The organism is Streptomyces sp. NPDC029152 (assembly GCF_055564355.1).
In genome coordinates this window covers 25269-48937 of sequence record NZ_JBVHWR010000008.1, presented here as the reverse complement: position 1 = coordinate 48937, position 23669 = coordinate 25269, and the positions used below count along the sequence as shown (strand labels likewise).

The following is a 23669-nucleotide window of genomic DNA, read 5'->3' as shown; positions in this document are numbered from 1 at the left end:
AGGCGGTTCGAATGATCTCGTGATTTCCGGGTCAGGAGCCGTCGTCCGGCGTCTTCAGCAGTTCCTTGAAGTCCGCCGTGTCGGCGGCCGGGGGCCGCTCGACGGGGACGGGGACGCCGTAGTCGCTGTAGTAGGCGGTCTGGGACAGCTCCCCCGCCTCCGTCCGTCCCCGTTCGGTCTTCTTCACGAGCAGGTCCTGTCCGTCGACCCAGATGTCGACGGTCCGTCCGGTGCCGTCGTCCACCGTGCCGGACCAGTGCGTGGTGGACCGCCCGCGCGTCGTCTCCTCGCCGACCTCGTGCACGTCGTCGGAGGCGAGCAGCAGTTCCACCGCCTCGTCCGGGGCGGTGTCGCGCATCCGGTCCGCCGAGCCGGCGCCCGCGTCCTCGCCGAGGTTCTCCAGGTCGGCGTACACGTACTTGATCCAGTGCCTGCCGCCCGCCCGGGCGGCGAAGGCGTCGCCCATCCTCGCGTAGTAGGCGTCGGGCAGGTAGCGGGCCTCCATGGAGGTGATGCCGAGCCGGCGCATCGCGTCGGCGGTCGTCCCGCCGGTGTACGTGAGCGTCAGGGTGCCGGTGAGACCGTCGCTCCAGCGGAGGGCGCCCGCGGCCTCCAGGGACAGCTCGTCGCCCACGACGGTCGTGGAGGTGACCCACGCCGAGCCCGCCCGGCCGGTGGCGCGCTGCACGGCGCGCAGCGGCTCCGCCCACGGGACGGGGTCGTCCTCGGTGGGGCCGGAGGGCATGCAGGCGGTCAGGCACGCCAGCACGGCCGTCACCGCGGTCGTCAGGGCCGTACGGCGTGCCGTCGTGCTCGTCATGTCGTCCCACCCCTGTGCGCGTCGCCTGCCCGCACGCTAACCCGGCCGCCCGGCCCCCGTACCGGAAAAGCCCCGTCCGGAGACGGGGACGGGCCCCGCACCTCGGAAGGTGCGGGGCCCGTGAACCGGTGGGGCGAGCCGTCGGCTCAGACCGCGGCCGGGTCCTCCTCGACGAGGAGGTTGCGGGTGCGGTTGGAGTCGACCGGGATGCCGGGGCCCATCGTGGTGCTGATGGCGGCCTTCTTGATGTAGCGGCCCTTGGCGGCGGACGGCTTCAGACGGAGGATCTCCTCCAGCGCCGCGCCGTAGTTCTCCACCAGCTTGGTGTCGTCGAACGACGTCTTGCCGATGATGAAGTGCAGGTTCGAGTGCTTGTCGACGCGGAACTCGATCTTGCCGCCCTTGATGTCGTTGACAGCCTTGGCGACGTCCGGGGTCACGGTGCCGGTCTTGGGGTTCGGCATGAGACCACGGGGACCGAGCACGCGGCCGAGGCGGCCGACCTTGCCCATGAGGTCCGGGGTGGCGACGACGGCGTCGAAGTCCAGACGGCCCTTCGACACCTCGTCGATCAGTTCGTCGGCGCCGACGATGTCGGCGCCCGCGGCACGCGCGGCCTCGGCACGGTCGCCGGTCGCGAAGACCAGGACCCGGGCGGTCTTACCGGTGCCGTGCGGGAGGTTCACGGTGCCACGGACCATCTGGTCGGCCTTGCGCGGGTCGACACCCAGGCGGAAGGCGACCTCGACGGTGCCGTCGAACTTGGTCGTGGAGGTCTCCTTGGCGAGACGGACGGCCTCGAGCGGGGCGTAGAGCTTGTCCCGGTCGACCTTGGCGTCCGCAGCGCGGAGAGACTTGCTGCGCTTGCTCACTACTGCTCCTGTTGGCTTCTTAGGAGTCGTGGTCCGGGCCGAGCAGGCCCTGCCACTTCTGCTTGCTTACGGGGGTGGAGGTCAGCCCTCGACCGTGACGCCCATGGAACGCGCGGTGCCGGCGATGATCTTCTCGGCGGCGTCCAGGTCGTTGGCGTTGAGGTCGGGCATCTTGGTAGTGGCGATCTCGCGGACCTGGTCACGCGTGATCTTCGCGACCTTGGTCTTGTGCGGCTCGCCGGAGCCCTTCTCCACGCCCGCGGCCTTGAGGATCATCTTGGCGGCCGGCGGCGTCTTGGTGATGAAGGTGAAGGAGCGGTCCTCGTAGACCGTGATCTCCACCGGGATGACCCAGCCACGCTGCGACTCGGTCGCGGCGTTGTAGGCCTTGCAGAACTCCATGATGTTGACGCCGTGCTGACCCAGCGCGGGGCCGACCGGCGGAGCCGGGTTGGCGGCACCGGCCTGGATCTGGAGCTTGATGAGCCCCGTGACCTTCTTCTTCTTGGGAGGCATAGCTCTCCGGGTCCTTTCGATTCGGGTCCTGCCCGCATCCGGAGCGACCCGGAGACAGGCATACCGCACAACGATAACGGGTATGGATGCGCGGCCAAAAACCGAGCAGGTCAGACGACGCGCGAGCGTTCGCCTGACCTGGTCGGAAGCGGTACGTCCGAAGAAGTGCTAGTTCTTCTGGATCTGGTCGAAGCTCAGCTCGACCGGGGTCTCGCGGCCGAAGATCTCGACGAGGCCCTTGACCTTCTTCGAGTCGGCGTTGATCTCGTTGATCGTGGCCTGCAGCGTGGCGAACGGGCCGTCGGTGACGGTGACCGAGTCGCCGACCTCGAAGTCCAGCACCTGGACCTCGACCTTGCGCTGCGGAGCCGGCTTGCCCTCGGCCTCGGCGGCCTCGCGGGCGGCCTTCTCCTCGGCCTCGGGGGCGAGCATCTTGACGATCTCGTCCAGCGTCAGCGGGTACGGGTCGTAGGCGTTGCCCACGAAGCCGGTGACACCGGGGGTGTTGCGGACGACGCCCCAGGACTCGTTCGTCAGGTCCATGCGGACCAGGACGTAACCCGGCAGCTTGTTCTGGCGGATCGTCTTGCGGTCGCCGTTCTTGATCTGGACGACCTCTTCCTGCGGCACCTCGGCCTGGAAGATGTAGTCCTCGACGTTGAGCGAGACGGCGCGCTGCTCGAGGTTGGTCTTCACGCGGTTCTCGTAACCGGCGTAGGTGTGGATGACGTACCACTCGCCGGGCAGGACGCGCAGCTCCTGGCGGAGCTTCTCGACCGGGTCGAGCTCGGGCTCGGCCTCCGCGGCCTCCGTACCCTCGTCCTCCGCGTCGACGGCCTCGTCCTCGGCGTCCTCCGCGGCCTCGGCGTCCTCCGCGGTCTCGTCCTCGGCGACGGCGTCGGCAGCCTCGACCTCGGTGGAGGTCTCGGTGTCCTCGTTGTCCGCGCCCTCGACAATGCCGAGCTCGTCCTCGACGGACTCGACAGCCTCCCCGCGAGGCTCGACGGCGTCGTTCACGTTCGGATCAGACACGGTGGCTGCTTCTTCCTGGATACATAGGGGTGGAACACGCGAAAGGGGCGCCGGGTACCTCGGCGCCCTTCGCTCTCGGCTCAGCCGAAGACGTACTTGGCGGCGTGGCTGAAGCCATAGTCAATCAGAGTCACCAGGCCGATCATGATGACCACGAACATGATCACCACGGCGGTGTACGTCGTCAGCTGGTTACGGCTGGGCCAGACGACCTTGCGCAGCTCCGCGACGATCTGGCGGTAGAAGAGCGCGAGACGCTTCAGCGGACCCTTCTTGGCCCGCTTGCCGCCCTTGCGGGGCTTCTTGTTGGAGTCCGGCGCCTCGTCCTGGGCATCAGGCATGTCGATGGAGCCCACGGCGTCCGTCACTCGTCCTCACCTGATTCCGGGTCGTGGCCGTGCCGCGCCCGGTTTGAGCCGCACGGCGTTGCATTGCTGTACGTACATGCGCACACATCCTGGCGAAGGTGTGTGTAGCAGGGCCGGAGGGACTTGAACCCCCAACCGCTGGTTTTGGAGACCAGTGCTCTACCAATTGAGCTACGACCCTTTGTGTGTCCCCAACGTACCGCATCCGCCCGGATGCCCGTGGGCACCGAGTGCGCGCGGCCCGCTGAAGGCCAACGAGGTGAGAGTGTACGTGCTCGCGGGCCGGGCGTCGAACAGAAAGGGTCCGCGGGGCGTTCCACCGGCGGTCGCCGGCCGGAGATCACCCGGTCCGCGCCGCGGATCCGGACTGGCGTTCAGGCCCGCACCCGGTCCTGTTCAGTCCGTGAAACCCGTGTGCCGGGGAGGTTTCCGGTCTGGAACGATGGGACCCATGAGCGCTGCAACCCCTCCCACCGAGCGCCGGGTCTCCGCCCGAGTCGGCGCGATCTCCGAGTCCGCCACCCTCGCCGTGGACGCCAAGGCCAAGGCCCTCAAGGCCGCCGGGCGACCGGTGATCGGCTTCGGCGCCGGTGAACCCGACTTCCCGACTCCGGACTACATCGTCGAGGCCGCGATCGAGGCCTGCAAGAACCCGAAGTTCCACCGCTACACCCCGGCCGGCGGACTGCCGGAGCTGAAGGCCGCGATCGCCGCGAAGACGCTGCGCGACTCGGGCTACGAGGTCGACCCGTCGCAGATCCTGGTCACCAACGGCGGCAAGCAGGCCATCTACGAGGCGTTCGCCGCGATCCTCGACCCGGGCGACGAGGTCATCGTCCCGGCGCCGTACTGGACGACGTACCCGGAGTCGATCCGGCTGGCCGGCGGCGTGCCGGTCGAGGTGGTCGCCGACGAGACGACCGGCTACCGGGTGAGCGTGGAGCAGCTGGAGGCCGCGCGCACGGAGAAGACCAAGGTCGTCCTGTTCGTGTCGCCGTCGAACCCGACCGGCGCCGTGTACACCGAGGCCGAGACCGAGGCGATCGGCCGCTGGGCCGTCGAGCACGGCCTGTGGGTGCTGACCGACGAGATCTACGAGCACCTGGTCTACGGCGACGCCTCCTCGGTGTCCATGCCGGCGATCCTGCCCGAGCTGCGCGACAAGTGCATCGTCGTCAACGGCGTCGCCAAGACGTACGCCATGACCGGCTGGCGGGTCGGCTGGGTCATCGGCCCGAAGGACGTCGTCAAGGCCGCGACGAACCTCCAGTCGCACGCCACGTCCAACGTGTCCAACGTCGCCCAGGCGGCGGCGCTCGCCGCGGTCTCCGGCGACCTGGACGCCGTGGCGAAGATGCGGGAGGCGTTCGACCGGCGCCGCCGGACCATCGTGCGGATGCTCAACGAGATCGACGGCGTGCTGTGCCCGGAGCCGGAGGGCGCGTTCTACGCCTACCCGTCGGTGAAGGACCTGCTCGGCAAGGAGATCCGCGGCAAGCGTCCGCAGGACACCGTCGAGCTGGCCGCGCTGATCCTGGAGGAGGCCGAGGTCGCGGTGGTGCCCGGCGAGGCCTTCGGCACGCCCGGTTACCTGCGGCTGTCGTACGCGCTCGGCGACGAGGACCTCGTCGAGGGCGTGAGCCGGATCCAGAAGCTGCTGGCGGAGGCCAAGGCCTGAGGCTCGCTTTTCGGCGGAGGCCCACACCTCGATGTCGAGGTGTGGGCCTCCGCCGTTTGTTCGTGCGAGCAAGACCACGTACGGGGAAAGTGCTGTCGGGCCGGGCGTGTCGTGCGGCAGGATCACGGAATGGAGCGCGTACGTGATCTCTCTGAGCTGCCGAAGGCCCATCTGCACCTGCACTTCACCGGGTCGATGCGGCCCGCCACCCTGCTGGAATTGGCCGACAAACACGGTGTGCGGCTGCCCGAGTCCCTGACCGAGGCGCTGGGCGCCGGGGAGTCGCCGAAGCTGCGGGCGACGGACGAGCGGGGCTGGTTCCGCTTCCAGCGGCTGTACGACGCGGCGCGGTCGTGCCTCCAGGAGCCGGAGGACATCCGGCGGCTGGTCCGGGAGGCCGCGGAGGAGGACCTGCGGGACGGTTCGGGCTGGCTGGAGATCCAGGTGGACCCGACGTCGTACGCGCCGCGGCTGGGCGGACTGATCCCGGCGATGGAGATCATCCTGGACGCGGTGGAGACGACGGTCCGGGACACCGGGATCGGGATGCGGGTGCTGGTGGCCGCGAACCGGATGAGGCATCCGCTGGACGCGCGCACGCTGGCCCGGCTGGCCGTGCGGTACGCGGACCGGGGCGTGGTCGGCTTCGGGCTGTCGAACGACGAACGGCGCGGCATGGCCCGGGACTTCGACCGGGCGTTCGCGATCGCGCGCGAGGGCGGGCTGCTGTCGGCGCCGCACGGCGGTGAGCTGACCGGGCCGGCGTCGGTGCGAGACTGCCTGGACGACCTGGAGGCGGACCGGATCGGGCACGGCGTGCGGGCGGCGGAGGACCCGCGGCTGTTGAAGCGGCTCGCGGACCGGCAGGTGACCTGCGAGGTGTGTCCGGCCTCGAACGTGGCCCTCGGCGTGTACGAGAAGCCGGAGGACGTGCCGCTGCGGACCCTGTTCGAGGCGGGGGTGCCGCTGGCGCTCGGCGCGGACGACCCGCTGCTGTTCGGCTCGCGGCTCGCGGCACAGTACGAGATCGCTCGGGAGCACCACGGCTTCACGGACGCGGAGCTGGCGGAGCTGGCCCGGCAGTCGGTGCGGGGCTCGGCGGCGCCCGAGGACGTGAAGGACGGGCTGCTGGCGGGGATCGACGCCTGGCTCAGCGCCCCGGCCGCCTGAAGTGGGCGTACGGCGGGTAGGCCTTGAAGGCGATCACGATCTCCGGGTGCCGCCACGGGTCGGGGTCCGGGGCCAGTTCGCCGTGCAGACGGGTGACGAAGGCCGCGCGCCCCTTCGTGACGCCCTTCTGCCACGGGCCCCGGCCGGCCGCCTCGGCGAGAGCGGTCGCGGCGGAGGCGAAGGCGCTCCGCCCGCCGATGAGGAAGTACGTGCGCGCGTACGTGGTGTGCCGCAGCGTCTCGCGGGCGTGCGGGCGGTCGGACCGGGCCCGTGCGTCGCGGGCCGTGCGGGCCTCGTCGGTCCGGACGGTGAGCGGTGCGCCGTGTCCCAGCCGGCGGCGCAGCTCGGGCCATCGGGTGGGGCGCAGGCCCGCCTCCGGGTGCGCCAGCACCAGGTCGACCAGGTCGCCCTGTCCCTCGTCGGGCGGTACGCCGTAGCGCAGCGGGACGTGCACGATCGTGCGGCGTGAGCAGGCGGCGAAGGAGAACAGTCCGGCGAGCCTGTTCAGGCCGTCGTGGTCGCCCACGAGCATGCCGTAGGCGTTCTCCGGGTCGCGGAGCGAGGTGTGGCGCAGGGGTGTGCGCGGCTGGACGACACGGTGGGTGTGCGGGCCGGTGCGGGGGCGGAACTCGGTGAGTCTCAGCCGCATGGGGGACGCCTCATGGTCCGAGCGTGCCGGTCAGGAGGCCCCGTCGGCAACGGAGATTCCGCCCAGCAGCGTGGCCACGAGCCGGTGCGCGAACTCGTCCGCCGGGGGCCGGCCGCCGTCCGGGGCGGCGTCGTAGGCGAAGGCGCGCTGTGCGCAGGCGCCGAGGAGGAGGGATGCGGCGGCGAAGGTGTCGGCATCCGCACGGATCCGGCCGGCGTCCTGTTCGGCGCGGAGGTAGGCGTCGAGGCCCTGGATCGGCACGTGCGGCCCGGACCCCCTCTGCCGCATCGCGTCGTCGTGCCGCCGCTTGAGCTGTGTCTCGGCGTACAGGGAGGCGGCGATCGGGAAGCTCTGCTCGTAGAACAGGGCGGCCTGGCGGGCGATCTCGGTGAGGTTCTCCCGGAGGGTGCCGCGGCCGGGCTCGGCGGCGAGGGAGTCGAGCAGCGGGGTGAGCCGGGGCAGCCGCTCGGTGAGGACCCGGACGAAGAGCTCCTCCTTGCCGGAGAAGTGCTTGTAGAGCGCGGCTTCGGAGCAGTGGGCCGCCCTGGCGATCTCCTTGGTGGTGGCGCGGGCGAGACCGAGGGTGAGCATCAGCTGCTGCGCGGCGTCCAGGATGCGCTCGCGGGTCGGCGTGCCGGGCGGCATGGCGGCTCCAACCGGGCTTGACGGACGGGTGAGTGCTTACTCACCCTAGAGGAAGCCGGGGTGAGTAAGCACTCACCCACCCTCGGGAGAGCGGACACGTCATGAGACTGACGGTTTTCGGAGCCACGGGCGGGATCGGACAGGAGGTGGTCCGGCAGGCGCTGGACGCGGGACACCGGGTCACGGCGGTCGTCCGGGACCCCGCGCGCCTGACGGTCACGGGCGAGGGCCTGGAGGTGTTCCGCGCCGACCTGGGCGATCCGGCGGCGGTGCGGCCCGCGGTGGCCGGCCGGGACGCCGTGCTGTCCGGGCTCGGCGCGCGCAGCCGGAAGGACGCGGGGGTCACCGCCCGGCTGACGCGCACGGTGCTCGGCGCGATGGAGGCGGAGGGCGTGCGCCGGCTGCTGGTGGTGAGCGCCGCTCCGGTCGGGCCGGAGCCGGAGGGCGCGGGGCTGCTGGACCGCGGGGTGCGCGGCATCGTGTCGACGGTCCTCAGGGACATCTACGCCGACCTGCGGGAGATGGAGGCCGAGCTGGCCCGCAGCGCCACGGACTGGACGGTCGTACGGCCGCCGCGCCTGCAGAACAAGCCGGTCACCGGCCGGTACCGGACCGTCGTCGGCGGCTTCCCCGCCAAGGGCCGGTTCATCGGACGGGCCGACGTGGCCCACGCGATGCTGGCCCTGACCGCGGACGCGGGGACGGTGAAGCAGGGCGTGGGCGTGGCCTACTGAGCCGCCGGGGCCCCTCGCGGCCCCGGCCCGGCGTGGCCCGCTAGAGGCTGACGCCCACCGTCACCGGCTCGTTGACCAGCGTGACGCCGAACGCCTCGTGGACACCGGCGACGACCTCACGGGCCAGGGCGAGCAGGTCTTCCGTCGTCGCCCCGCCGCGGTTGGTGAGGGCGAGGGTGTGCTTGGTGGAGATGCGCGCGGGGCCGGTGCCGTAGCCCTTGGTAAAGCCGGCCTTGTCGATCAGCCAGGCCGCGGAGGTCTTGACCCGGCCCTCCCCCGCCGGGAAGGCGGGCGGCTCGGCGTCCGCGCCGAGCCGCTCGTCCACGCGGGCGCGGAAGGCGGCGAACTCCTCGTCGGTGAGGATCGGGTTGGTGAAGAAGGACCCGGCCGACCAGGTGTCGTGGTCCTCGGGGTCCAGGACCATGCCCTTGCCGGCGCGCAGTTTCAGCACGGTCTCGCGGGCGACGGCCAGCGGCACCCGGTCGCCGGGTCCGACGCCGAGGGCGCGGGCCGTCTCGGCGTAGCGCAGGGGTGCGGAGAGTCCGCCGGCGTCCTCCAGGGCGAAGCGGACGCGCAGGACGACGTACCGCTCGGGTTCGGCCTTGAAGCGGCTGTGGCGGTAGGCGAAGGCGCAGTCGGCGTTGGCGAGGGTGACCGTCTCGCGGTTCCCGCGGTCGTACGCGATCACCTCGGTGATCGTGGCGGAGACCTCCTGGCCGTACGCCCCCACGTTCTGGATGGGGGTGGCGCCCGCCGAGCCGGGGATGCCGGCCAGGCACTCGACACCGGCGAGTCCGGCCTCGACGGTGCGGGCGACGGCGTCGCTCCACACCTCGCCGGCCGCGAGCTCCAGCGTCGTGCCGTCCAGCGAGAGGCCGCGCGTGGCGATGTGCAGGGCCGTGCCGTCGAAGCCCTTGTCGCCGATGACCAGGTTGGATCCGCCGCCGATGAGCAGCAGGGGAGTGCCGGTGTCGTCGGCCTCGCGGACGGCGGCGATCACCTCGGCGTCGGTGGTGGCCGTGATCAGCCGGGTCGCGGGACCGCCCAGCCGGAAGGTGGTCAGCGGGGCGAGGGGGGCGTCGTGGAGTTCCTGCACGGGCCCCAGCGTACGTGCACGCGTGCACACACCGGTGCACGCGTGCGCGCCGTCCCGTCAGGCCAGCCGTACGACCGCGCGAGCCATGCCGAGGACCTTCTGGCCGCCGCTGGTGGCCGTGAGGTCGACGCGGACGGTGTTGTCGTCGAGCTTGGCCGCGACCTTGCCGCTGACCTCGACGACGGCGCCCCGGTCGTCGTTCGGGACGACGACGGGCCGGGTGAAGCGGACGCCGTACTCGACGACCGAGCCCGGGTCGCCGGTCCAGTCGGTCACCACGCGGATCGCCTCGGCCATGGTGAACATGCCGTGCGCGATGACGTCCGGCAGGCCGACCTCCTTGGCGAACTTCTCGTTCCAGTGGATCGGGTTGAAGTCGCCGGAGGCGCCGGCGTAGCGCACGAGTGTGGCGCGGTCCACGGGGAAGCTCCGCGCGGGCAGCTCGGTGCCGACCTCGACGTCGCCGTAGGCGACCTTCGCCGTCGCGGGATGCGTGTGGGGCTGCGTCATGGGGTGCTCACGCCTCCTCGGCCGCGCGGGCCACGAGCTTGGTCCAGGCGGTCACGACGTGCTCACCGGCCTCGTCGTGGACCTCGCCGCGGATGTCCAGTATGTCGTTGCCGGCCATCGACTTGATCGCCTCGATGGTGGAGGTGACGGTGAGCCGGTCACCGGCCCGCACCGGGCGGGCGTAGGCGAACTTCTGGTCGCCGTGCACCACCCGGCTGTAGTCCAGGCCGAGCTGCGGATCCTCTATGACCTGGCCCGCCGCCTTGAACGTGATCGAGAACACGAAGGTCGGCGGGGCGATGACGTCCGGATGGCCGAGCGCCTTCGCCGCCTCCGCGTCCGTGTACGCCGGATTGGTGTCCCCCACCGCCTCCGCGAACTCGCGGATCTTCTCCCGGCCCACCTCGTAGGGCGCGGTGGGCGGATAGGTCCGCCCCACGAACGACTGGTCGAGCGCCATGGGCTCGCAACCTCCTGCTGTCTGCGACTACTGCTGCTGTCCGGGCGGCTACCGTCGGGCACAACGACGCGAGGCCGTCCCCAAACTACGGGGACGGCCTCGCGTACGAGCCTGATTTATCGCGTTTCGCGGTGCGCGGTGTGCGCGTTGCAACGCGGGCAGTGCTTCTTCATCTCAAGACGGTCCGGGTTGTTACGCCGGTTCTTCTTGGTGATGTAGTTCCGCTCCTTGCACTCCACGCAGGCCAGCGTGATCTTCGGGCGGACGTCGGTGGCAGCCACGTGAGTGCTCCTTGACGAACGGATTGATGGTATTAACGCAGGAAAGAGTAGCCGATTGAAGGACCGACCCCGCAATCGGCTACCAGAAGTAGCGGTGACCGGACTTGAACCGGTGACACAGCGATTATGAGCCGCTTGCTCTACCGACTGAGCTACACCGCTGTGATGCGATCGGGCCCCGCCTCGCGGCGGGAACCTCTCACACCAGAGCCCCAAAACGGAATCGAACCGTTGACCTTCTCCTTACCATGGAGACGCTCTGCCGACTGAGCTATTGGGGCGAGCGATGAAGACATTACACGGTCGCCCGCCGTTCGCCCAAATCCGTTTCGCCGACCCTGCCCCGTCCCGCCCCCGGGACCCCCCGGACGCCCCCCGGCACACCGGTCCGTGCGGCGCGCGGCGGGCGCCGGTACGACTTTTGCGCTCCTCCGCGCCACGGGCGGATCACCGTCCTAGGCTCGACCGCACTCTGCGTGATCTTGCGTTCGCCACTGCGCAGTCCCGAGTCCAGAGGAGCCCGATGCCCGACAGCCGGCCGCAGCCGCCCCACTCGTCCTTCCCCCCGGGCCCGGCCGGCCACGGCTCACTGCTGCTGTCGGGGGCGCGGCTCCCCGACGGCCGGATCGTGGACGTACGGCTGTACGGCGGGCGCATCGAGGCGGTCGGCACGGCCGGCAGCCTGACGGTGGCCCACCCGTCCGGGCCCGGCACGCGGGTCGACCTCACCGGGTACCTGCTCCTGCCCGCCCCCGCCGAACCCCACGCCCACGGCGACACGGCGCTCACGGCCGACGCCCCCGGCCCGGTCTCCCACGAGCCCGAGGACGTCCAGCGCCGGGTTACGGAGGCCGCCCTGCTCCAGCTGGGGCACGGGGCGACCGCGCTGCGGACCCATGTGCGGGTGGGTGACGTCCTGGGGCTGGGCGCCCTGGTCGCCGTACTGCGGGCGCGGCGCGCGCTGCGCGGGCTGGCCGAGCTGACGGCGGTGGCCATGCCGAGGGTGCTGACCGGGGTGGCCGGGGCCGACGGGCTGGCGATGCTGCGGGACGCGGTCAAGATGGGCGCGGACGCGGTGGGCGGGTGCCCGGACCTGGACCCCGATCCGGCCGGGTACGTGGAGGCGGTCCTGGAGGTCGCCGCCGAGCACGGCTGCCCCGTCGACCTGCACACGGACGCCGCCGACCCGGCGCGGCTGGCCCGGCTCGCGGCCATGGCGGGCGGACTGCGCCCCGGGGTGACCCTCGGGCCCTGCGACGGCCTGGGCCGCCTGCCCCCCGACGTGGCCTCCCGGGCCGCGGACCGGCTGGCGGCCGCCGGAGTCGCCGTGCTGTGCCTGCCGCAGGGCCCCTGCGCCCAGGGCGGTGACGGAGGTGCCGACCACCGCGAGGGCACCGCCCCGGTACGGCTGTTGCGGGCCGCGGGGGTACGGGTCGCCGCCGGGAGCGGGGCGCTACGGGACGTGTCCAACCCGGTCGGCCGCGGCGACCCGCTGGAGGCGGCGTACCTGCTGGCCTCACGCCACGGGCTGCGGCCCGAGGATGCCTACGACGCGGTGAGCGGAGCGGCACGGGCCACGCTGGGCCTGCCCGAGGTGCGGGTCGAGGCGGGCTTCCCGGCCGAGCTCCTCGCGGTCCGCGGGGACCGGCTCGCGGGCGCGCTGTCGCTGGCCTACGGCCGGATCGTGGTGCACCGGGGGCGGGTGGTGGCCCGGACGAGCGCGGTGCGGGAGTACGGCGACTCGACGGCCCCGGCGGAGCCGGGACTGCCCCGGCAGGGTCGCGGGGAACGGCCCTGAGGGGCGGGGCGGGCTCGAGCGGGCGCGCAGGGGACCCGGCCCGGGGGCCGGGACCGTGCGGGGCGGAGCCGGGCGGACGGCCGGGGTTCTCCACCGGGGGGCGCCGTGCGGGTCCCTCCGGACGGGAGCCGGGTCCCGCGCCGGCGCGGGACCCGCGAGGCATGCCGGGGCGTGACCGAAGTCGTGCGGCGCGGGCTGCCGTCGGGGCGTACGGTCGAAGACATGCGCATTGTCATCGCTGGTGGTCATGGTCAGATCGCGCTGCGGCTGGAGCGGTTGCTCGCCGCGCGCGGCGACGAGGTGGCGGGCATCATCCGCAAGGCCGAGCAGGCCGGTGATCTGCGTGCGGCGGGCGCCGAACCGCTCGTGCTGGACCTGGAGTCGGCCTCGGCCGAGGAGGTCACGGAGCGGCTGCGGGGCGCGGACGCGGCGGTGTTCGCGGCGGGCGCGGGCCCGGGCAGCGGGGCGGCCCGCAAGGAGACGGTGGACAAGGCGGCCGCGGTCCTCTTCGCGGACGCGGCCGTCCGGGCGGGTGTACGGCGCTTCGTGATCGTGTCGTCCATGGGCGCCGACCCGGAGCACGCCGGGGACGAGATCTTCGACGCGTACCTGCGCGCCAAGGGCGAGGCCGACGCGTACGTGCGCGCGCAGGACGCGCTGGACTGGACGATCCTGCGGCCCGGCCGGCTGACGGACGACGCCGGCACCGGCCTCGTGCGCCTGGAGGCGCACACCGGCCGCGGGCCGGTTCCCCGGGACGACGTGGCGGCCGTACTGGCGGAACTCGTCGACACCCCGGCGACGGCCGGTCTGACCCTCGAACTGATCAGCGGCTCGGCGCCGGTGTCGGTCGCGGTGAAGTCGGTGGCCGGGAACTGACGGCCACTCAGAACAGGGGCAGCTGACCGGGGAACTCCGGGACGACGTAACCGTCCAGCGTGGGCTGGGCGGCGTCCGGCTCGGCGGACCGCCGGGAGCCGGGGCAGGACACGAGCGCACCGGCGGCCCGTGCCCCGGGCGGATCGTGCCGCGCGAAGCGCCCGGCGACGACGGCGATCTCCCGACGGCACTCGGGGCAGGTCCTGCGGCGCGACGACATGACCCCAGCGTAGGGCGCATGGGCCCGGGGGCCGATGAGACGGCCGGACGGCCATGGGCCACGCGGGTCCACACCTGCCCCACACGCACTGGTCAGCACCCGAACCAGGGTGGGACGTACTGGGAAAAACCACCCATGACGATCAGGTCGGGCCCAGGAACGCCGAAAGGGCCTGCGATCAGCATTGCTGCTGGTCACAGACCCTTTCGGTCGCGTGGCGGCGCCAGGATTCGAACCTGGGAAGGCTGAGCCGGCAGATTTACAGTCTGCGCGTCATAGCGCACCGAGCTCGGGGAACGCTGCGTTCATACCACCTTGCCCCATCCCTACCCCATCAAGTCTCTGCACGCAGGTCGCGGCTTACGGCATGATCTGCTGCATGCGGTGGCGCAAGACTGGATGGGTCGCACTGATCGGCCCGCTGCTGGGCGTGACACTCTTCACCGTCGGGCCAGCAGTTTTGAACATCGTGAAGCTGCCTGGGGCGGCTTGGGTGACCACGGCCGTGGTCACCCTTGGAGGCGTGTTTCTCCTTGTCGCGAGTCACCTGATGCAGACGCGTCTCGACAGCATGACTCAACACGCACAGTTAGCTGAGGAGCGCACGCGCCAGCAGGAGGCTGCGCGGCAACCGCTTGTCGGAGCGGAGGGAGATTTTCGCTCAGTCGGCGAAATGGATGATCGCGCGTTGCTGGGCATTCATCCCGCCATCCCTCTGCCCCCTGGGGCCAACCCGGAGCTATCCGAAGAGCTCCCTACATATATACCCCGAGACATCGACGCGGATCTGCACGCCGCAATCCGGAGGGCTAGCACTACAGGAGGATTCATACTCCTAGTCGGCCCTGCAGCCTCGGGTAAGACACGCTGTGCTTATGAAGCAATAAGGGCCGTGCTTGCAGAGTGGCGCCTTTGCATGCCCACCAACGCCGAACACATCAAGAGCTTGGTCGATAGCGGCACCGACCTGACACGTACAGTTATATGGATCAATGAGGCACAGATTTTCCTTGGTCCGGGACGTCTACGGAGCGAGACAGTTAGGCAACTCCTAATCGATCGCCAGCGTCCTGTGATCCTAATAGGGACACTATGGGCAACCGAGTACGACCGACTAAGCGCCACACCCACACAACAAAGTGATCAAGATTTCGACTGGGATTCCCGGGAAATTTTGAAACTTGCACGTAAGTTCACACTGAAAGATTTCAGCGCTGCCGAGCAAGAGCGCGCCAGGGATATATCCCAGGCAGACCCTCGGATCGCAGAGGCGGTAGCTCAAGACCAAGATGGCGCTCGACTAACCGAGATCCTTGCCGCCGCTCCCGAACTCATGGACAGATGGCAGCAGGCCGCCAACCCGTACGGAGCAGCCCTCATAAGCGCTGGAGTGGATGCACGTGTTTGTGGGCACCCCGAACCGATTCCGCTCGAACTGCTTGAGTCCCTAGCAATAGTGCACTTGAGCGGTGCCCAGCGGGCCCATGCCGATGCCGAGTGGCTAACTGATGCTTTGCAATGGGCTTGCGAACCAGTGCGCGGCTCTGCGGCACCCATCTCACCCTACGCAGCAACAATAGGGCATTTAGACGGCTACAGCGTGTCAGATATCCTCGTTCAGCATCGCCATAGCATTTTGGACGACTCCCCCATCCCGGACAGCCAATGGGCGTTGCTTGCTGAGAACGCTGCACCAAGTGCATGTACGACACTGGGGTTGGCCGCTTACACACAGGGGCATGTCACCCACGCCGAGAATGCTTGGAAAAGAGCCTTCTACGGCGGGGAAACTAATGTCGCAGCCCCACTCGGTCTTCTACTCTATTTCACAGGGCAAATCGAGGATTCATACGCATGGTGGGATCGCGCTCTCGAAATTGACGGGGCCAGTAGTGGTGCCATTATTGGCAGGTGGGTTTACGAGTATGGCAGCCTCGACGAGGCCCGAGACTGGTGGCAGCGTGCTGTCGGGCTTGGGGGAAGCTCCACAGCACTGAGCATAGGCAACACACTTCTACAGCTCGAAGACCTGGATGAGGCCCGACTTTGGTGGCGACAGGCTGTCGCAATCGGAGGGAGCGCGACAGCTGCAGTACTCGGCCAAGAACTATTCGATAGAGGAAATTTCGACGAGGCGCGCACTTGGTGGGAAAGAGCTATAGAGATTGGCGGAACGCCCACCGCGATAACTATCGGAGAAACCTTAACAACTAAGGGTGATCTCGAAGAGGCGCGGAAATGGTGGGAACGCGCTGTAGAGATAGACGGGGCATTTTCAGCTACAATAATTGGGGATACTCTTCACAATTTGGAGGACCCTGATGAAGCGCGGATATGGTGGGACCGTGCAGTACAGCTAGGCGGCGCATTAGCAGCTCAAGGTATTGGATTCAAGCTCTTCCAAAGCGGAAACCTCGACGAAGCTCGCATTTGGTGGCAACGAGGGATGGAAGTTGAGGGTCCTGTGTTTGCTGTTGTGCTCGGGCATGAGCTCAGGACACTAGGCGCAGTCGAAGAGGCACACGCTTGGTGGGCACGTGCTGCACGAGCTGGTCGACGTGACGCTGCAGCCCTACTCGCGGACCCTCCCGCCCGGCCAGAAGAACCCTAGGGAAGTTGTGCACTGCCCGCTTCAGCAACCGAGGCAAGATGGCTCTCCGCCTACCCTGGTACGCACCACGGCAGAACGGAGAGTGCTCCGCGCATGGGACCGAAGACGACCAAGGTCTACGAGACGCTTCGGGAGCGACTCGCCGCAGGCGAGTACTCCCCCGGTGACAAGCTTCCTTCAGAACGCGCGCTAGTCGAAGAACTCGGCATCGGTCGGACGGCACTGCGGCAGGTGCTCGCACGTCTCGTTACCGAAGGTGCATTGGAGGTACGGGGGCGCAGTTCGTACCGGGTGCCCGGCGCGGTGAGCGTCCGGCGCCCCGAAGGAGTAGAGCCGTGGCGCATCCACGGTGAGCGCAACCTGTACGACAACCGGTGGGTGAAGCTACAGCTCTGGGATGTGGAACCGCCCGGCATGGAGTCCTTCGAGCATCACGTGGTGAAGCTGCACCACGTGGCCATCACCGCCGTTCTGGACGACCAGGACCGCGTGCTTATGATGTGGCGGTACCGCTTTGTGCCCCAGCAGTTCGGCTGGGAGCTGCCGGGGGGCATTGTCGACGCCGGCGAGGAACCGGCGGACACAGCGCTGCGGGAAGTAGTCGAAGAGACCGGATGGCGCCCGAAGACGCTGGAACACGTCGTGAGCTATCAGCCCATGGTCGGCATGGTCGACTCGCCCCATGAAATCTTCGTCGGCCACGGGGCGGAGAGAGTCGGTGAACCGACCGACCTGGAGGAAGCTGGCCACATCGAGTGGGTTCCCCTATCGGACATCCCCGGGCTCATGGCCCGCGGTGAGCTGATGGGGTCCGGCACCCTCGTTGCCCTGCTGCACATCTTGGCCAATCGGCGCGCGCAAGGGGTCACAGTCGCGCGCTGAGCATGTCGACGCGGCGGCGCTGCCGGACCGAACCGGTCCGGCCTGCCAATAGGCGAGCCTGCCGCAGGTGTGTGCCGGCGTCGTCGTACTCGGCTCGGATGAGATGCGCCTGGGCCAGGTCAGCATGGAGTCCGGCCCGGGCGCGCACGAAGGTCGGGTCCATGACCTCAAGCGCGCTGTAAAGGCTGGTGACCGCCGACTCCTCCCCGAGCAAGGCGAGCACGTTGCCCTGCCACCGGGTGAGGTGGGCGCCGTTCAGGAAGATGCTCAGCATGTCTGGGTCCCGGTCCTCGGGGCCCGGCGGAATGACTGCCATGGCCGCGTCCAGCGCCCGTCGGCAGTCGTCCGGCATTCTGGCGTGCGCGCACATCTCCGCTTCCGCGGCGTACAGCCACGCCCAGAGCCGAGCGGAACCGGACTGCTCGACGATGCGCCGCGCGTCGCGCACGAGGTCGACGGCGAGCGCTGGCCGTCCCGCCTCGCAGAGCACGTACGCCTGCTCACCCATGGCGTGGGCCAGGTACATGGGTGCCTCAGCGTCGCGCGCTGCGCGCTTCGCGAGTTCGTAGTGCCGCCATGCCCGCTCGATCGCCCCCGAATCGATCGCCTGCCACGCGGCCAGGGTCGATGCGCCGGCGAGCGCGAGTGCCACGGGCCGACGCGCGGCAGGCAGTACGGCGAAGTTGAGTGCGTCTTCGAGGGCGGAAAGGTGGCCGGTCATCTGGTCGACCAATGCCGCGGCACCCATTTGGCGGTCCATGGTGCGCAGTAGCTCGGTCTGGTCGTTGAACGTCTTCACCATGGACTCGCTGACGCTGCTAGCCGAGTCGATCCGGCTCAGAAGGTCGTCGTAGCCGTCTGCGGTCGGTGCTGGCGGCGCCGGGGCGTTATCCCGTAGTTCTGCGTCCGTGACGCCGAGGAGCTGTCGCAGAACACGCGCGTATCGGTCGGAGATGGTGCGCTTGCCGTTCTCCCACTCGGACACGTACACCCGCAAACTGGCGGTCGAAGCGACGTCCGTGACGTTGCGCCGAGCGTACTGCTCGATCTCATGAACCAGTCGCTCCTGAGACCAGCCGCGTGCCGTCCGCGCGCTTCGAAGTCCTGCGCTCACAGATCACCGTCCGGCGGTAGATGCCCTCACTGACCCTCTCAGCATGCCGCACATTGCCGCAGGTCAACAGGGGTTAACAGGACGGCAGTTGAGCCCTGCTGGCTACCGAACACCCTGCCTCAAGCGGTCTCCTGAAGAGGCACCGCAGGGAGTGACCGCCACTCGAAATGGCGAACCACCTTGACTCTGGTGCGCACCAGATGCAATCTTCTGGTGCGCACCAAATACGGGGACGCTTCCGATTCGTGGTGTGCATGCAACGGGCGTCGCGCTTCTGAGTGCGGCGCCAAGGGGCCCGGGACAGGGCGGGCCGAGGGCGCACCCGACCCTTTGCACTCGGGAGGGCTTAGACCGAAAGGTCACGTCTCCATACGCCTGAAACGAGAGCTCGTGTTCTCGAAGGAGACCTATACGCATCCGCTTCCGGACGAGGGGCCTGTATGCGCAGTCAACGAAGAATCTGGACGCCGCTACGACGGACCGACCGGCGGCGCCAGTAAGACCACTCGGTCCGTTCTCGTCCGCAGCCCTGATGCTGCGGCCGGCTGCCTCTCCCGCCCGTCCGTTCCGCGCACCGCGTGAGGACGTACGGGCGGGAGCGCGGGGAGCCGGATGTTCCGACTTCAACGGCGCGCGCCCCCGGAGCGGCAACTCCGGGGGCGCTGTTCGGGCCGTTCCACCCTGTGAGAGGAACACGACCCAATGGACCACATCGTCACTGTTCAGGACGCTGTTACCGCGTTCGCCGACTTCATGGAGCCGACGGACGCGGAGCTGGACGCGATCGAGCGGGAGATGCCCGTCATCCTGGCGGACGTCGACCTGCTCGACGCGCACATCGTCACCCTCGACCGCACGCCGACCGAGCTGGACGAGCGCCGCATCCGCCGGGCCCGCCGCCGCGCCCTCGCCGCCCGCGTCGCGCTGCTCAACCGCACCGCCGGGGCGAGCCTCACCGGGGGTGCGGCATGAGCCTTCACCGCAAGGGCCGTGCCGCCCTGGTGCTCGCGCTGGTCGCCGTGGTTGCCATGGCGTTCCGGGTGTCGTGGAACGCGCTGCGGGACATCGCCGGCGCGGTCGGCGCGGACGCCACGGCGGCGACGCTGTACCCGTTCGTGGTCGACGGCCTGATGGCCCTCGCCCTGGTCGCCACCCTCGTGCTCGCCGACGACGCCCGCCGCTTCGCCCTGCGGGTGCTCGGGGCGTACACGATCGCCTCGCTCGTCCTCAACTACGTGCACGGGCTCGTGCCCGAGCTGCACGGCCGCACGGTCGACTGGTCACGGCTGGCCGACTGGGACCCGGCGAACTGGGCGCTCGTGCTGCTGGCCACCTCGCTGCCGGTCGGGTCGATCTACTTCGGCTCCGATCTGGTCGCCAAGGTGCTCCACCACCGACCCGCCCCTACCCCGGCAGTGGTCACGAAGACGAAGGAATCAACTGGAACCGAGGCGAAACGGTCTACGACTGACCTCCCAGTATCGACCCCCGAGCCGATCACCCCGAACGTCACCGTGCTGCCCCGGCCGGTGGCCGTCGGCTTCCTGAAGTCGACCCTCCCCACCAAGCCTGTGCCCTCGATCGCCCCACCCGCCGTCGCGCCGGTCACTCCGATCGAGCGGCGCGCAGTGGCTGCGGAATCGACCCGACCGCGCCGCGCCACCGGCCGTGTCCCGGAGGTGGCGAAGTCGACCCGGCTCAAGCGCACCCCTGACGAGCTACTCGCCGAGGCACGCAAGGTGACGGCCGACTGGCCGGACGCGAAGGTGACCGCGGAGGGCATCCGCCGGGAGGTGCGCACGTCGCCGGCGAACGCCCGGACGCTGCGGGACACGATCCTCGCGGAGCGGGCCCGCACCGCGTTGGGGGTGGCGGAATGACGACAACCACGACGGGCACGGTGAAGTCGTTCAGCTTCGGCGGTGGGGTGCAGTCCACGGCCGCCCTGGTCCTCGCGGCCCAGGGTGTGCTGGACTACCGCACCTTCCTGATGGCGAACGTCGGGGACGACTCCGAATACCCCGGCACCCTCACCTACCTGCGCCAGTACGCCATCCCCTACGCCCAAGAGCACGGCCTTGAGCTGGTCGTGCTGGACCGCGTAATGAAGCGCTCCGGTGAGGTCCGCACGCTGTACCAGGACCTGACCCGGGAGGGCTCGCGGTCGCTGAAGATCCCGGTGCGCATGTCGAACGGGGCCCCCGGCACTCGCTCTTGCACGGCCCAGTTCAAGATCAAGGTCATCGCCGACGAACTCAAACGGCGCGGCGCCACCAAGGCCGCGCCGGCCACCGTCGGTATCGGGATCAGCCTGGACGAGATCCACCGGGCGAACAACCGGCGCTGCGAGCCGCACGAGCGCATCGAATACCCGCTGCTCGAACGCGGCATCCGCCGCGTCGACTGCGCCCGCATCATTCGCGCCGCGGGTCTTCCCGTGCCGCCGAAATCGTCGTGCTGGTTCTGCCCCTTCCACCGGCCCGAGACCTGGCACGACATGCGCCGGGACGAGCCGGAGCTGTTCGAGAAGGCGTGCCGGCTCGAAGAACTCCTCAACCGCCGCCGCGACGAACTCGGCAAGGATCACGTCTGGTTGACCCGGTTCAACCGGCCGCTACGTAAGGCCATCCTGGACGGCGTCGACACTCTTCCCTTCGACGAGTGGGACTCCGGGTGTGACTCCGGCTGGTGCATGACCTGACCTCAACGAATCCGCCCAATCTCACGAGGGGAAGTCACGTATGCGCAACGCCGACATACGCCGCCTGGACCGCGAGATCCTGGCGACCACGAAGAAGCTGGAAGCCGTACGGCGGGGCGAGTGGTGGCCGCTGACCGGCAGTGAGCGCCGGGCGATGGCCCGTGCCCTGGCCGGCGGCGCCTACAAGGTGGCCCGGGGCCGCAGCGCGGGCCGTGAAGAGCAGCGCATGGACGCCACCGGCAACAGCGCGGAGATGCGGCTGACCGCGGAACTGACCGCCCTGCACGCCGAGCGGCAGCGGCTGCTCACCGAGGCCGCCCGCGCCAAGGCCGCCAAGAAGTCGTCCGGCTGGTTCTGACCCGCCGTTTCAGTACCGGGGTGGCCGCGCTTTCCACGGACCCGGCCACCCCGGCTTCCCCTTGCTCCCGCCCCCGCTGGGGGCAGTCAGGAGAACTCCCAGCATGTCCGAGAACGTCGTCCACCTCCACAAGCCCACCGACCCCCTGCCCCCGGAAACCGCACCCACCGTGCTCACCGTCGTGCCCGACGCGCCGCCCGCCCGGCCCGTGCCGCTGTGGGTCCGCTCCGGCCGCGCCGTGAAGAACGTCGCCACGCACGAGCGGACCAAGACGGTCGTCCGGGCGACGGCCCGGCACGGCCTCTACACCCTCAACGGCGGCCGGATCGTGGCCCGCCGCGCGTGGGACGGCCGCACCGGCGCCCGCTACGAGCGCATGATCCGCGCCGCCGAGGCGGCGGGGAACCTGGAGGCGGCCGAGGAGTGGGAGGAGCGGCTGACGCGCTTCCGCGCCGCCCGCCACCACCGCCGCATGGACCTGCTCCACTCCCCGGCCGATGCGGCCAAGGGCGTGGCCGTCGGCACCGGCATGAGCGTCGGCGTCCTGGTCGCCCTCGGCATCGTCATGGCCATCAACACGGGACAGGTCGGGGACGTGGTCACGCCGCTGTCGGCGACGATCGACTTCATCGCCCTGCTCATCCGGATCGTGCAGATCGTGTGGGGGCCGGCGCTGACGATCGGCCCGTTCCTCGCGCTGCTCGCCCTGTGGGCGGTCGGCCGCAACCAGCACGCCGCCCCTGCCTGGGCCCTGCCCGCGAACGTGCGCAACGGTGAGGGGGAGCCGATCACGCCGTCCATCGTGGTCAAGGCCCTGCGCGACCTCGGGGTGCCCGCCCTGGCGCGCGCCATCAAGGAGATGGGCGACGCCGGCGCGTCCATGCTCGGGCCGATCCGGATCGCCGGATGCGGCATGGAAGTCGACGTGACCCTCCCCTCCGGGGTGTCCACGGTCGAAGTGCAGAACCGGCGGCGCAAGCTCGCCGAGAACCTGACCCGCCACGAGCACGAGGTGTTCATCACCATCCCGCAGGCCGCGCGGACGGTGCGGCTGTGGATCGCCGACTCGGGGGCGCTGGACGAGCCGATCGGCCCGTCCCCGCTGGTCACCGACGAGACCCTGACCGCCGATTACGCCAAGGGCAGGGCGCCGTGGGGGCAGGATCTGCGCGGCGACGCCGCCGCGCTGAGCCTCTACCAGCGCCACCTGCTGATCACCGGCCTGTCCAACCAGGGCAAGACGGCCGCCCTGCGGGCGCTGGCCCTGTGGGCCTGCCTGGACCGTCGGGTGGAGTTCCGGATCGCCGACCTCAAAGGCGCCGGTGACTGGGCCATGTTCGACGGCCTCGCCACCGTCCTGATTCAGGGGCCGGCCGATGAGCAGGTGATCGAGGCCACCGAGATGGTCGAGGGCCTGGTAGACGAGATGAACCGGCGCATCGAGATCCGCCGCCGCGACCCGAGCGCGGTCTTCGCCCCGCTGATCGGCATCGTGGACGAAGCGCAGGTGGCGTTCATGTGCCCGGTCAAGGACGAGGACGGCCGCCCCTACGGCGGCTCCAAGGCCACCTCCCGCTACTTCATGGCAGTGCGCAAGGTCCACAACCAGGGACGGGTGGTCGACGTGCTGCTGTGGGAGGGCACCCAGGACCCCACCGACCAGAACCTCCCCAAGCTGGTCCGCGAGGGCGCCCACACCCGCGCCTCCCTCGCACTCGGTACCGAGTCGCAGGCCCGCATGGCCCTCGGGGACAAGGCCGTGGACGGCGGCGCCGCCCCGCACCTGCTGCGCCAGGGCCTGGACAAGGGCACGCTGGTCGTCGCCTCCGACGGCATCGAGATCCCCGCCGGACAGGCGTCCATCACCGTGCGCACGCACTACATCGACGACGAAGCCGCCGTGGCCATCACCGACCGGGCCAAGGCCCTGCGCGACGGCGTCACCACCCTGCACGCCATCGACCGCGGCGAGGAACGTGACCCGCTCGCCGACATCGCCGCCGTCATCGGCGACGCGCCCCGGGTGCGGACGCAGGAGGTCATCTCCCGGCTCGCCGCACTCAGCGCGGACGCCTACGCCGGCTGGTCGTTCATCGACCTCAAGCGCGTGCTGGACGCCGCCGGCGCGGAGCCGTACAAGTCCGACGGCCGCATGGTCGTCGGCCGCGACCGCGTCGCCCGCGCCCTCGCCGACCGCGACACCGACGGTTCCGCCTCCGCCGACGGATGACAGGGAGCCGCACCCCGCCGGGTCAGGGAGGAAGGGAGAACTCCC

General features: G+C 70.0%; 25 protein-coding genes and 3 tRNA genes. 12 read left to right on the top strand and 16 right to left on the bottom strand.

Features of this window, described 5'->3' with window-relative positions; genetic code table 11:
* Positions 1-31: 31 nt before the first annotated feature.
* The 6 genes from ACZ4V6_RS18435 to ACZ4V6_RS18410 form a co-directional block, all read right to left on the bottom strand.
* Complete coding sequence (locus ACZ4V6_RS18435; protein ID WP_467828373.1) at positions 32-820, bottom strand: SCO4651 family lipoprotein; 789 nt, start codon at positions 818-820, stop codon at positions 32-34.
* Between the two features lie 146 nt (positions 821-966).
* The gene (rplA, locus tag ACZ4V6_RS18430) at positions 967-1692 is read right to left on the bottom strand and encodes a 50S ribosomal protein L1 (RefSeq protein WP_077796786.1); all 726 of its coding nucleotides are present in this window, start codon (positions 1690-1692) and stop codon (positions 967-969) included.
* An 81-nt stretch (positions 1693-1773) separates the two neighbouring features.
* The gene (gene rplK, locus ACZ4V6_RS18425) at positions 1774-2208 is read right to left on the bottom strand and encodes a 50S ribosomal protein L11 (RefSeq protein WP_006130605.1); all 435 of its coding nucleotides are present in this window, start codon (positions 2206-2208) and stop codon (positions 1774-1776) included.
* A gap of 168 nt (positions 2209-2376) precedes the next feature.
* Positions 2377-3240, bottom strand: a complete 864-nt coding sequence (gene nusG / locus ACZ4V6_RS18420; RefSeq protein WP_467828370.1) for a transcription termination/antitermination protein NusG — start codon at positions 3238-3240, stop codon at positions 2377-2379.
* Positions 3241-3320: 80 nt separating this feature from the next.
* The gene (secE, locus tag ACZ4V6_RS18415; protein WP_467828367.1) at positions 3321-3608 is read right to left on the bottom strand and encodes a preprotein translocase subunit SecE; all 288 of its coding nucleotides are present in this window, start codon (positions 3606-3608) and stop codon (positions 3321-3323) included.
* 108 nt (positions 3609-3716) lie between these two features.
* Positions 3717-3789, bottom strand: a tRNA-Trp gene (locus ACZ4V6_RS18410).
* Between the two features lie 270 nt (positions 3790-4059).
* Here ACZ4V6_RS18410 and ACZ4V6_RS18405 point away from each other — a divergent pair.
* Complete coding sequence (locus ACZ4V6_RS18405; RefSeq protein ID WP_467828365.1) at positions 4060-5286, top strand: pyridoxal phosphate-dependent aminotransferase; 1227 nt, start codon at positions 4060-4062, stop codon at positions 5284-5286.
* A gap of 129 nt (positions 5287-5415) precedes the next feature.
* Entirely contained in the window at positions 5416-6456 is a 1041-nt protein-coding gene (locus ACZ4V6_RS18400) for an adenosine deaminase (RefSeq protein WP_467828363.1), read from the top strand.
* Here the strand turns inward: ACZ4V6_RS18400 and ACZ4V6_RS18395 are convergent.
* Together ACZ4V6_RS18395 and ACZ4V6_RS18390 are read right to left on the bottom strand one after the other, a co-directional pair.
* Positions 6437-7105, bottom strand: coding sequence for a hypothetical protein (locus ACZ4V6_RS18395; protein ID WP_467828361.1), 669 nt, complete (start codon positions 7103-7105; stop codon positions 6437-6439). The two genes, ACZ4V6_RS18400 and ACZ4V6_RS18395, sit on opposite strands and share 20 nt — an antisense overlap.
* Before the next feature lie 30 nt (positions 7106-7135).
* Positions 7136-7750 (bottom strand): TetR/AcrR family transcriptional regulator, encoded by a 615-nt coding sequence (locus ACZ4V6_RS18390; protein ID WP_467828358.1) that lies wholly within the window; start codon positions 7748-7750, stop codon positions 7136-7138.
* Between the two features lie 101 nt (positions 7751-7851).
* On the opposite strand from ACZ4V6_RS18390, the gene ACZ4V6_RS18385 reads away from it, so the two are divergent.
* Positions 7852-8484: an NAD(P)-dependent oxidoreductase gene (locus ACZ4V6_RS18385; protein WP_467828356.1), complete on the top strand. Its 633-nt coding sequence runs from the start codon at positions 7852-7854 to the stop codon at positions 8482-8484.
* 40 nt (positions 8485-8524) lie between these two features.
* Here ACZ4V6_RS18385 and ACZ4V6_RS18380 read toward each other — a convergent pair whose 3' ends face one another.
* From ACZ4V6_RS18380 to ACZ4V6_RS18355, 6 genes are all read right to left on the bottom strand, one after another.
* A complete protein-coding gene (locus tag ACZ4V6_RS18380) occupies positions 8525-9580 on the bottom strand; it encodes a UDP-N-acetylmuramate dehydrogenase (RefSeq protein WP_467828353.1) in 1056 nt (351 codons plus the stop codon).
* Between the two features lie 57 nt (positions 9581-9637).
* Positions 9638-10090, bottom strand: a complete 453-nt coding sequence (locus ACZ4V6_RS18375; RefSeq protein ID WP_467828350.1) for a MaoC family dehydratase — start codon at positions 10088-10090, stop codon at positions 9638-9640.
* Between the two features lie 7 nt (positions 10091-10097).
* Positions 10098-10550, bottom strand: coding sequence for an FAS1-like dehydratase domain-containing protein (locus ACZ4V6_RS18370; RefSeq protein WP_467828347.1), 453 nt, complete (start codon positions 10548-10550; stop codon positions 10098-10100).
* A 116-nt stretch (positions 10551-10666) separates the two neighbouring features.
* The gene (gene rpmG, locus ACZ4V6_RS18365; protein ID WP_003948671.1) at positions 10667-10831 is read right to left on the bottom strand and encodes a 50S ribosomal protein L33; all 165 of its coding nucleotides are present in this window, start codon (positions 10829-10831) and stop codon (positions 10667-10669) included.
* Between the two features lie 89 nt (positions 10832-10920).
* Positions 10921-10993: transfer RNA gene (locus tag ACZ4V6_RS18360), tRNA-Met, on the bottom strand.
* 46 nt (positions 10994-11039) lie between these two features.
* Positions 11040-11112, bottom strand: a tRNA-Thr gene (locus ACZ4V6_RS18355).
* A 242-nt stretch (positions 11113-11354) separates the two neighbouring features.
* On the opposite strand from ACZ4V6_RS18355, the gene ACZ4V6_RS18350 reads away from it, so the two are divergent.
* Both ACZ4V6_RS18350 and ACZ4V6_RS18345 read left to right on the top strand, forming a co-directional pair.
* Positions 11355-12629, top strand: coding sequence for an amidohydrolase family protein (locus ACZ4V6_RS18350; protein ID WP_467828344.1), 1275 nt, complete (start codon positions 11355-11357; stop codon positions 12627-12629).
* Positions 12630-12851: 222 nt separating this feature from the next.
* A complete protein-coding gene (locus ACZ4V6_RS18345; protein WP_467828342.1) occupies positions 12852-13508 on the top strand; it encodes an NAD(P)H-binding protein in 657 nt (218 codons plus the stop codon).
* 7 nt (positions 13509-13515) lie between these two features.
* On the opposite strand, the gene ACZ4V6_RS18340 is transcribed toward ACZ4V6_RS18345, so the two are convergent.
* Positions 13516-13728 carry a hypothetical protein gene (locus ACZ4V6_RS18340; RefSeq protein ID WP_467828340.1) on the bottom strand — a complete coding sequence of 71 codons (213 nt, stop codon included), beginning with the start codon at positions 13726-13728 and terminating at the stop codon, positions 13516-13518.
* Positions 13729-14107: 379 nt separating this feature from the next.
* Between ACZ4V6_RS18340 and ACZ4V6_RS18335 the strand changes: the two genes are divergently transcribed.
* Both ACZ4V6_RS18335 and ACZ4V6_RS18330 read left to right on the top strand, forming a co-directional pair.
* Positions 14108-16339, top strand: coding sequence for a tetratricopeptide repeat protein (locus tag ACZ4V6_RS18335; RefSeq protein ID WP_467828337.1), 2232 nt, complete (start codon positions 14108-14110; stop codon positions 16337-16339).
* Between the two features lie 93 nt (positions 16340-16432).
* Complete coding sequence (locus ACZ4V6_RS18330) at positions 16433-17221, top strand: GntR family transcriptional regulator (protein ID WP_467828335.1); 789 nt, start codon at positions 16433-16435, stop codon at positions 17219-17221.
* On the opposite strand, the gene ACZ4V6_RS18325 is transcribed toward ACZ4V6_RS18330, so the two are convergent.
* Entirely contained in the window at positions 17205-18212 is a 1008-nt protein-coding gene (locus ACZ4V6_RS18325) for an XRE family transcriptional regulator (RefSeq protein ID WP_467828966.1), read from the bottom strand. The two genes, ACZ4V6_RS18330 and ACZ4V6_RS18325, sit on opposite strands and share 17 nt — an antisense overlap.
* A gap of 825 nt (positions 18213-19037) precedes the next feature.
* Between ACZ4V6_RS18325 and ACZ4V6_RS18320 the strand changes: the two genes are divergently transcribed.
* The 5 genes from ACZ4V6_RS18320 to ACZ4V6_RS18300 all read left to right on the top strand — a co-directional run bounded on the left by ACZ4V6_RS18320 (position 19038) and on the right by ACZ4V6_RS18300 (position 23624).
* Entirely contained in the window at positions 19038-19307 is a 270-nt protein-coding gene (locus tag ACZ4V6_RS18320; RefSeq protein ID WP_467828333.1) for a DUF6284 family protein, read from the top strand.
* Positions 19304-20215 (top strand): DUF2637 domain-containing protein, encoded by a 912-nt coding sequence (locus tag ACZ4V6_RS18315; RefSeq protein WP_467828330.1) that lies wholly within the window; start codon positions 19304-19306, stop codon positions 20213-20215. Before ACZ4V6_RS18320 ends, ACZ4V6_RS18315 begins: the two co-directional genes overlap by 4 nt.
* Positions 20212-21036, top strand: coding sequence for a phosphoadenosine phosphosulfate reductase (locus ACZ4V6_RS18310; RefSeq protein ID WP_467828327.1), 825 nt, complete (start codon positions 20212-20214; stop codon positions 21034-21036). The genes ACZ4V6_RS18315 and ACZ4V6_RS18310 overlap by 4 nt, the downstream gene beginning before the upstream one ends.
* Before the next feature lie 40 nt (positions 21037-21076).
* Positions 21077-21394, top strand: a complete 318-nt coding sequence (locus ACZ4V6_RS18305) for a hypothetical protein (protein ID WP_467828325.1) — start codon at positions 21077-21079, stop codon at positions 21392-21394.
* A gap of 103 nt (positions 21395-21497) precedes the next feature.
* Positions 21498-23624, top strand: a complete 2127-nt coding sequence (locus ACZ4V6_RS18300) for an FtsK/SpoIIIE domain-containing protein (RefSeq protein ID WP_467828322.1) — start codon at positions 21498-21500, stop codon at positions 23622-23624.
* Positions 23625-23669: the final 45 nt, after the last annotated feature.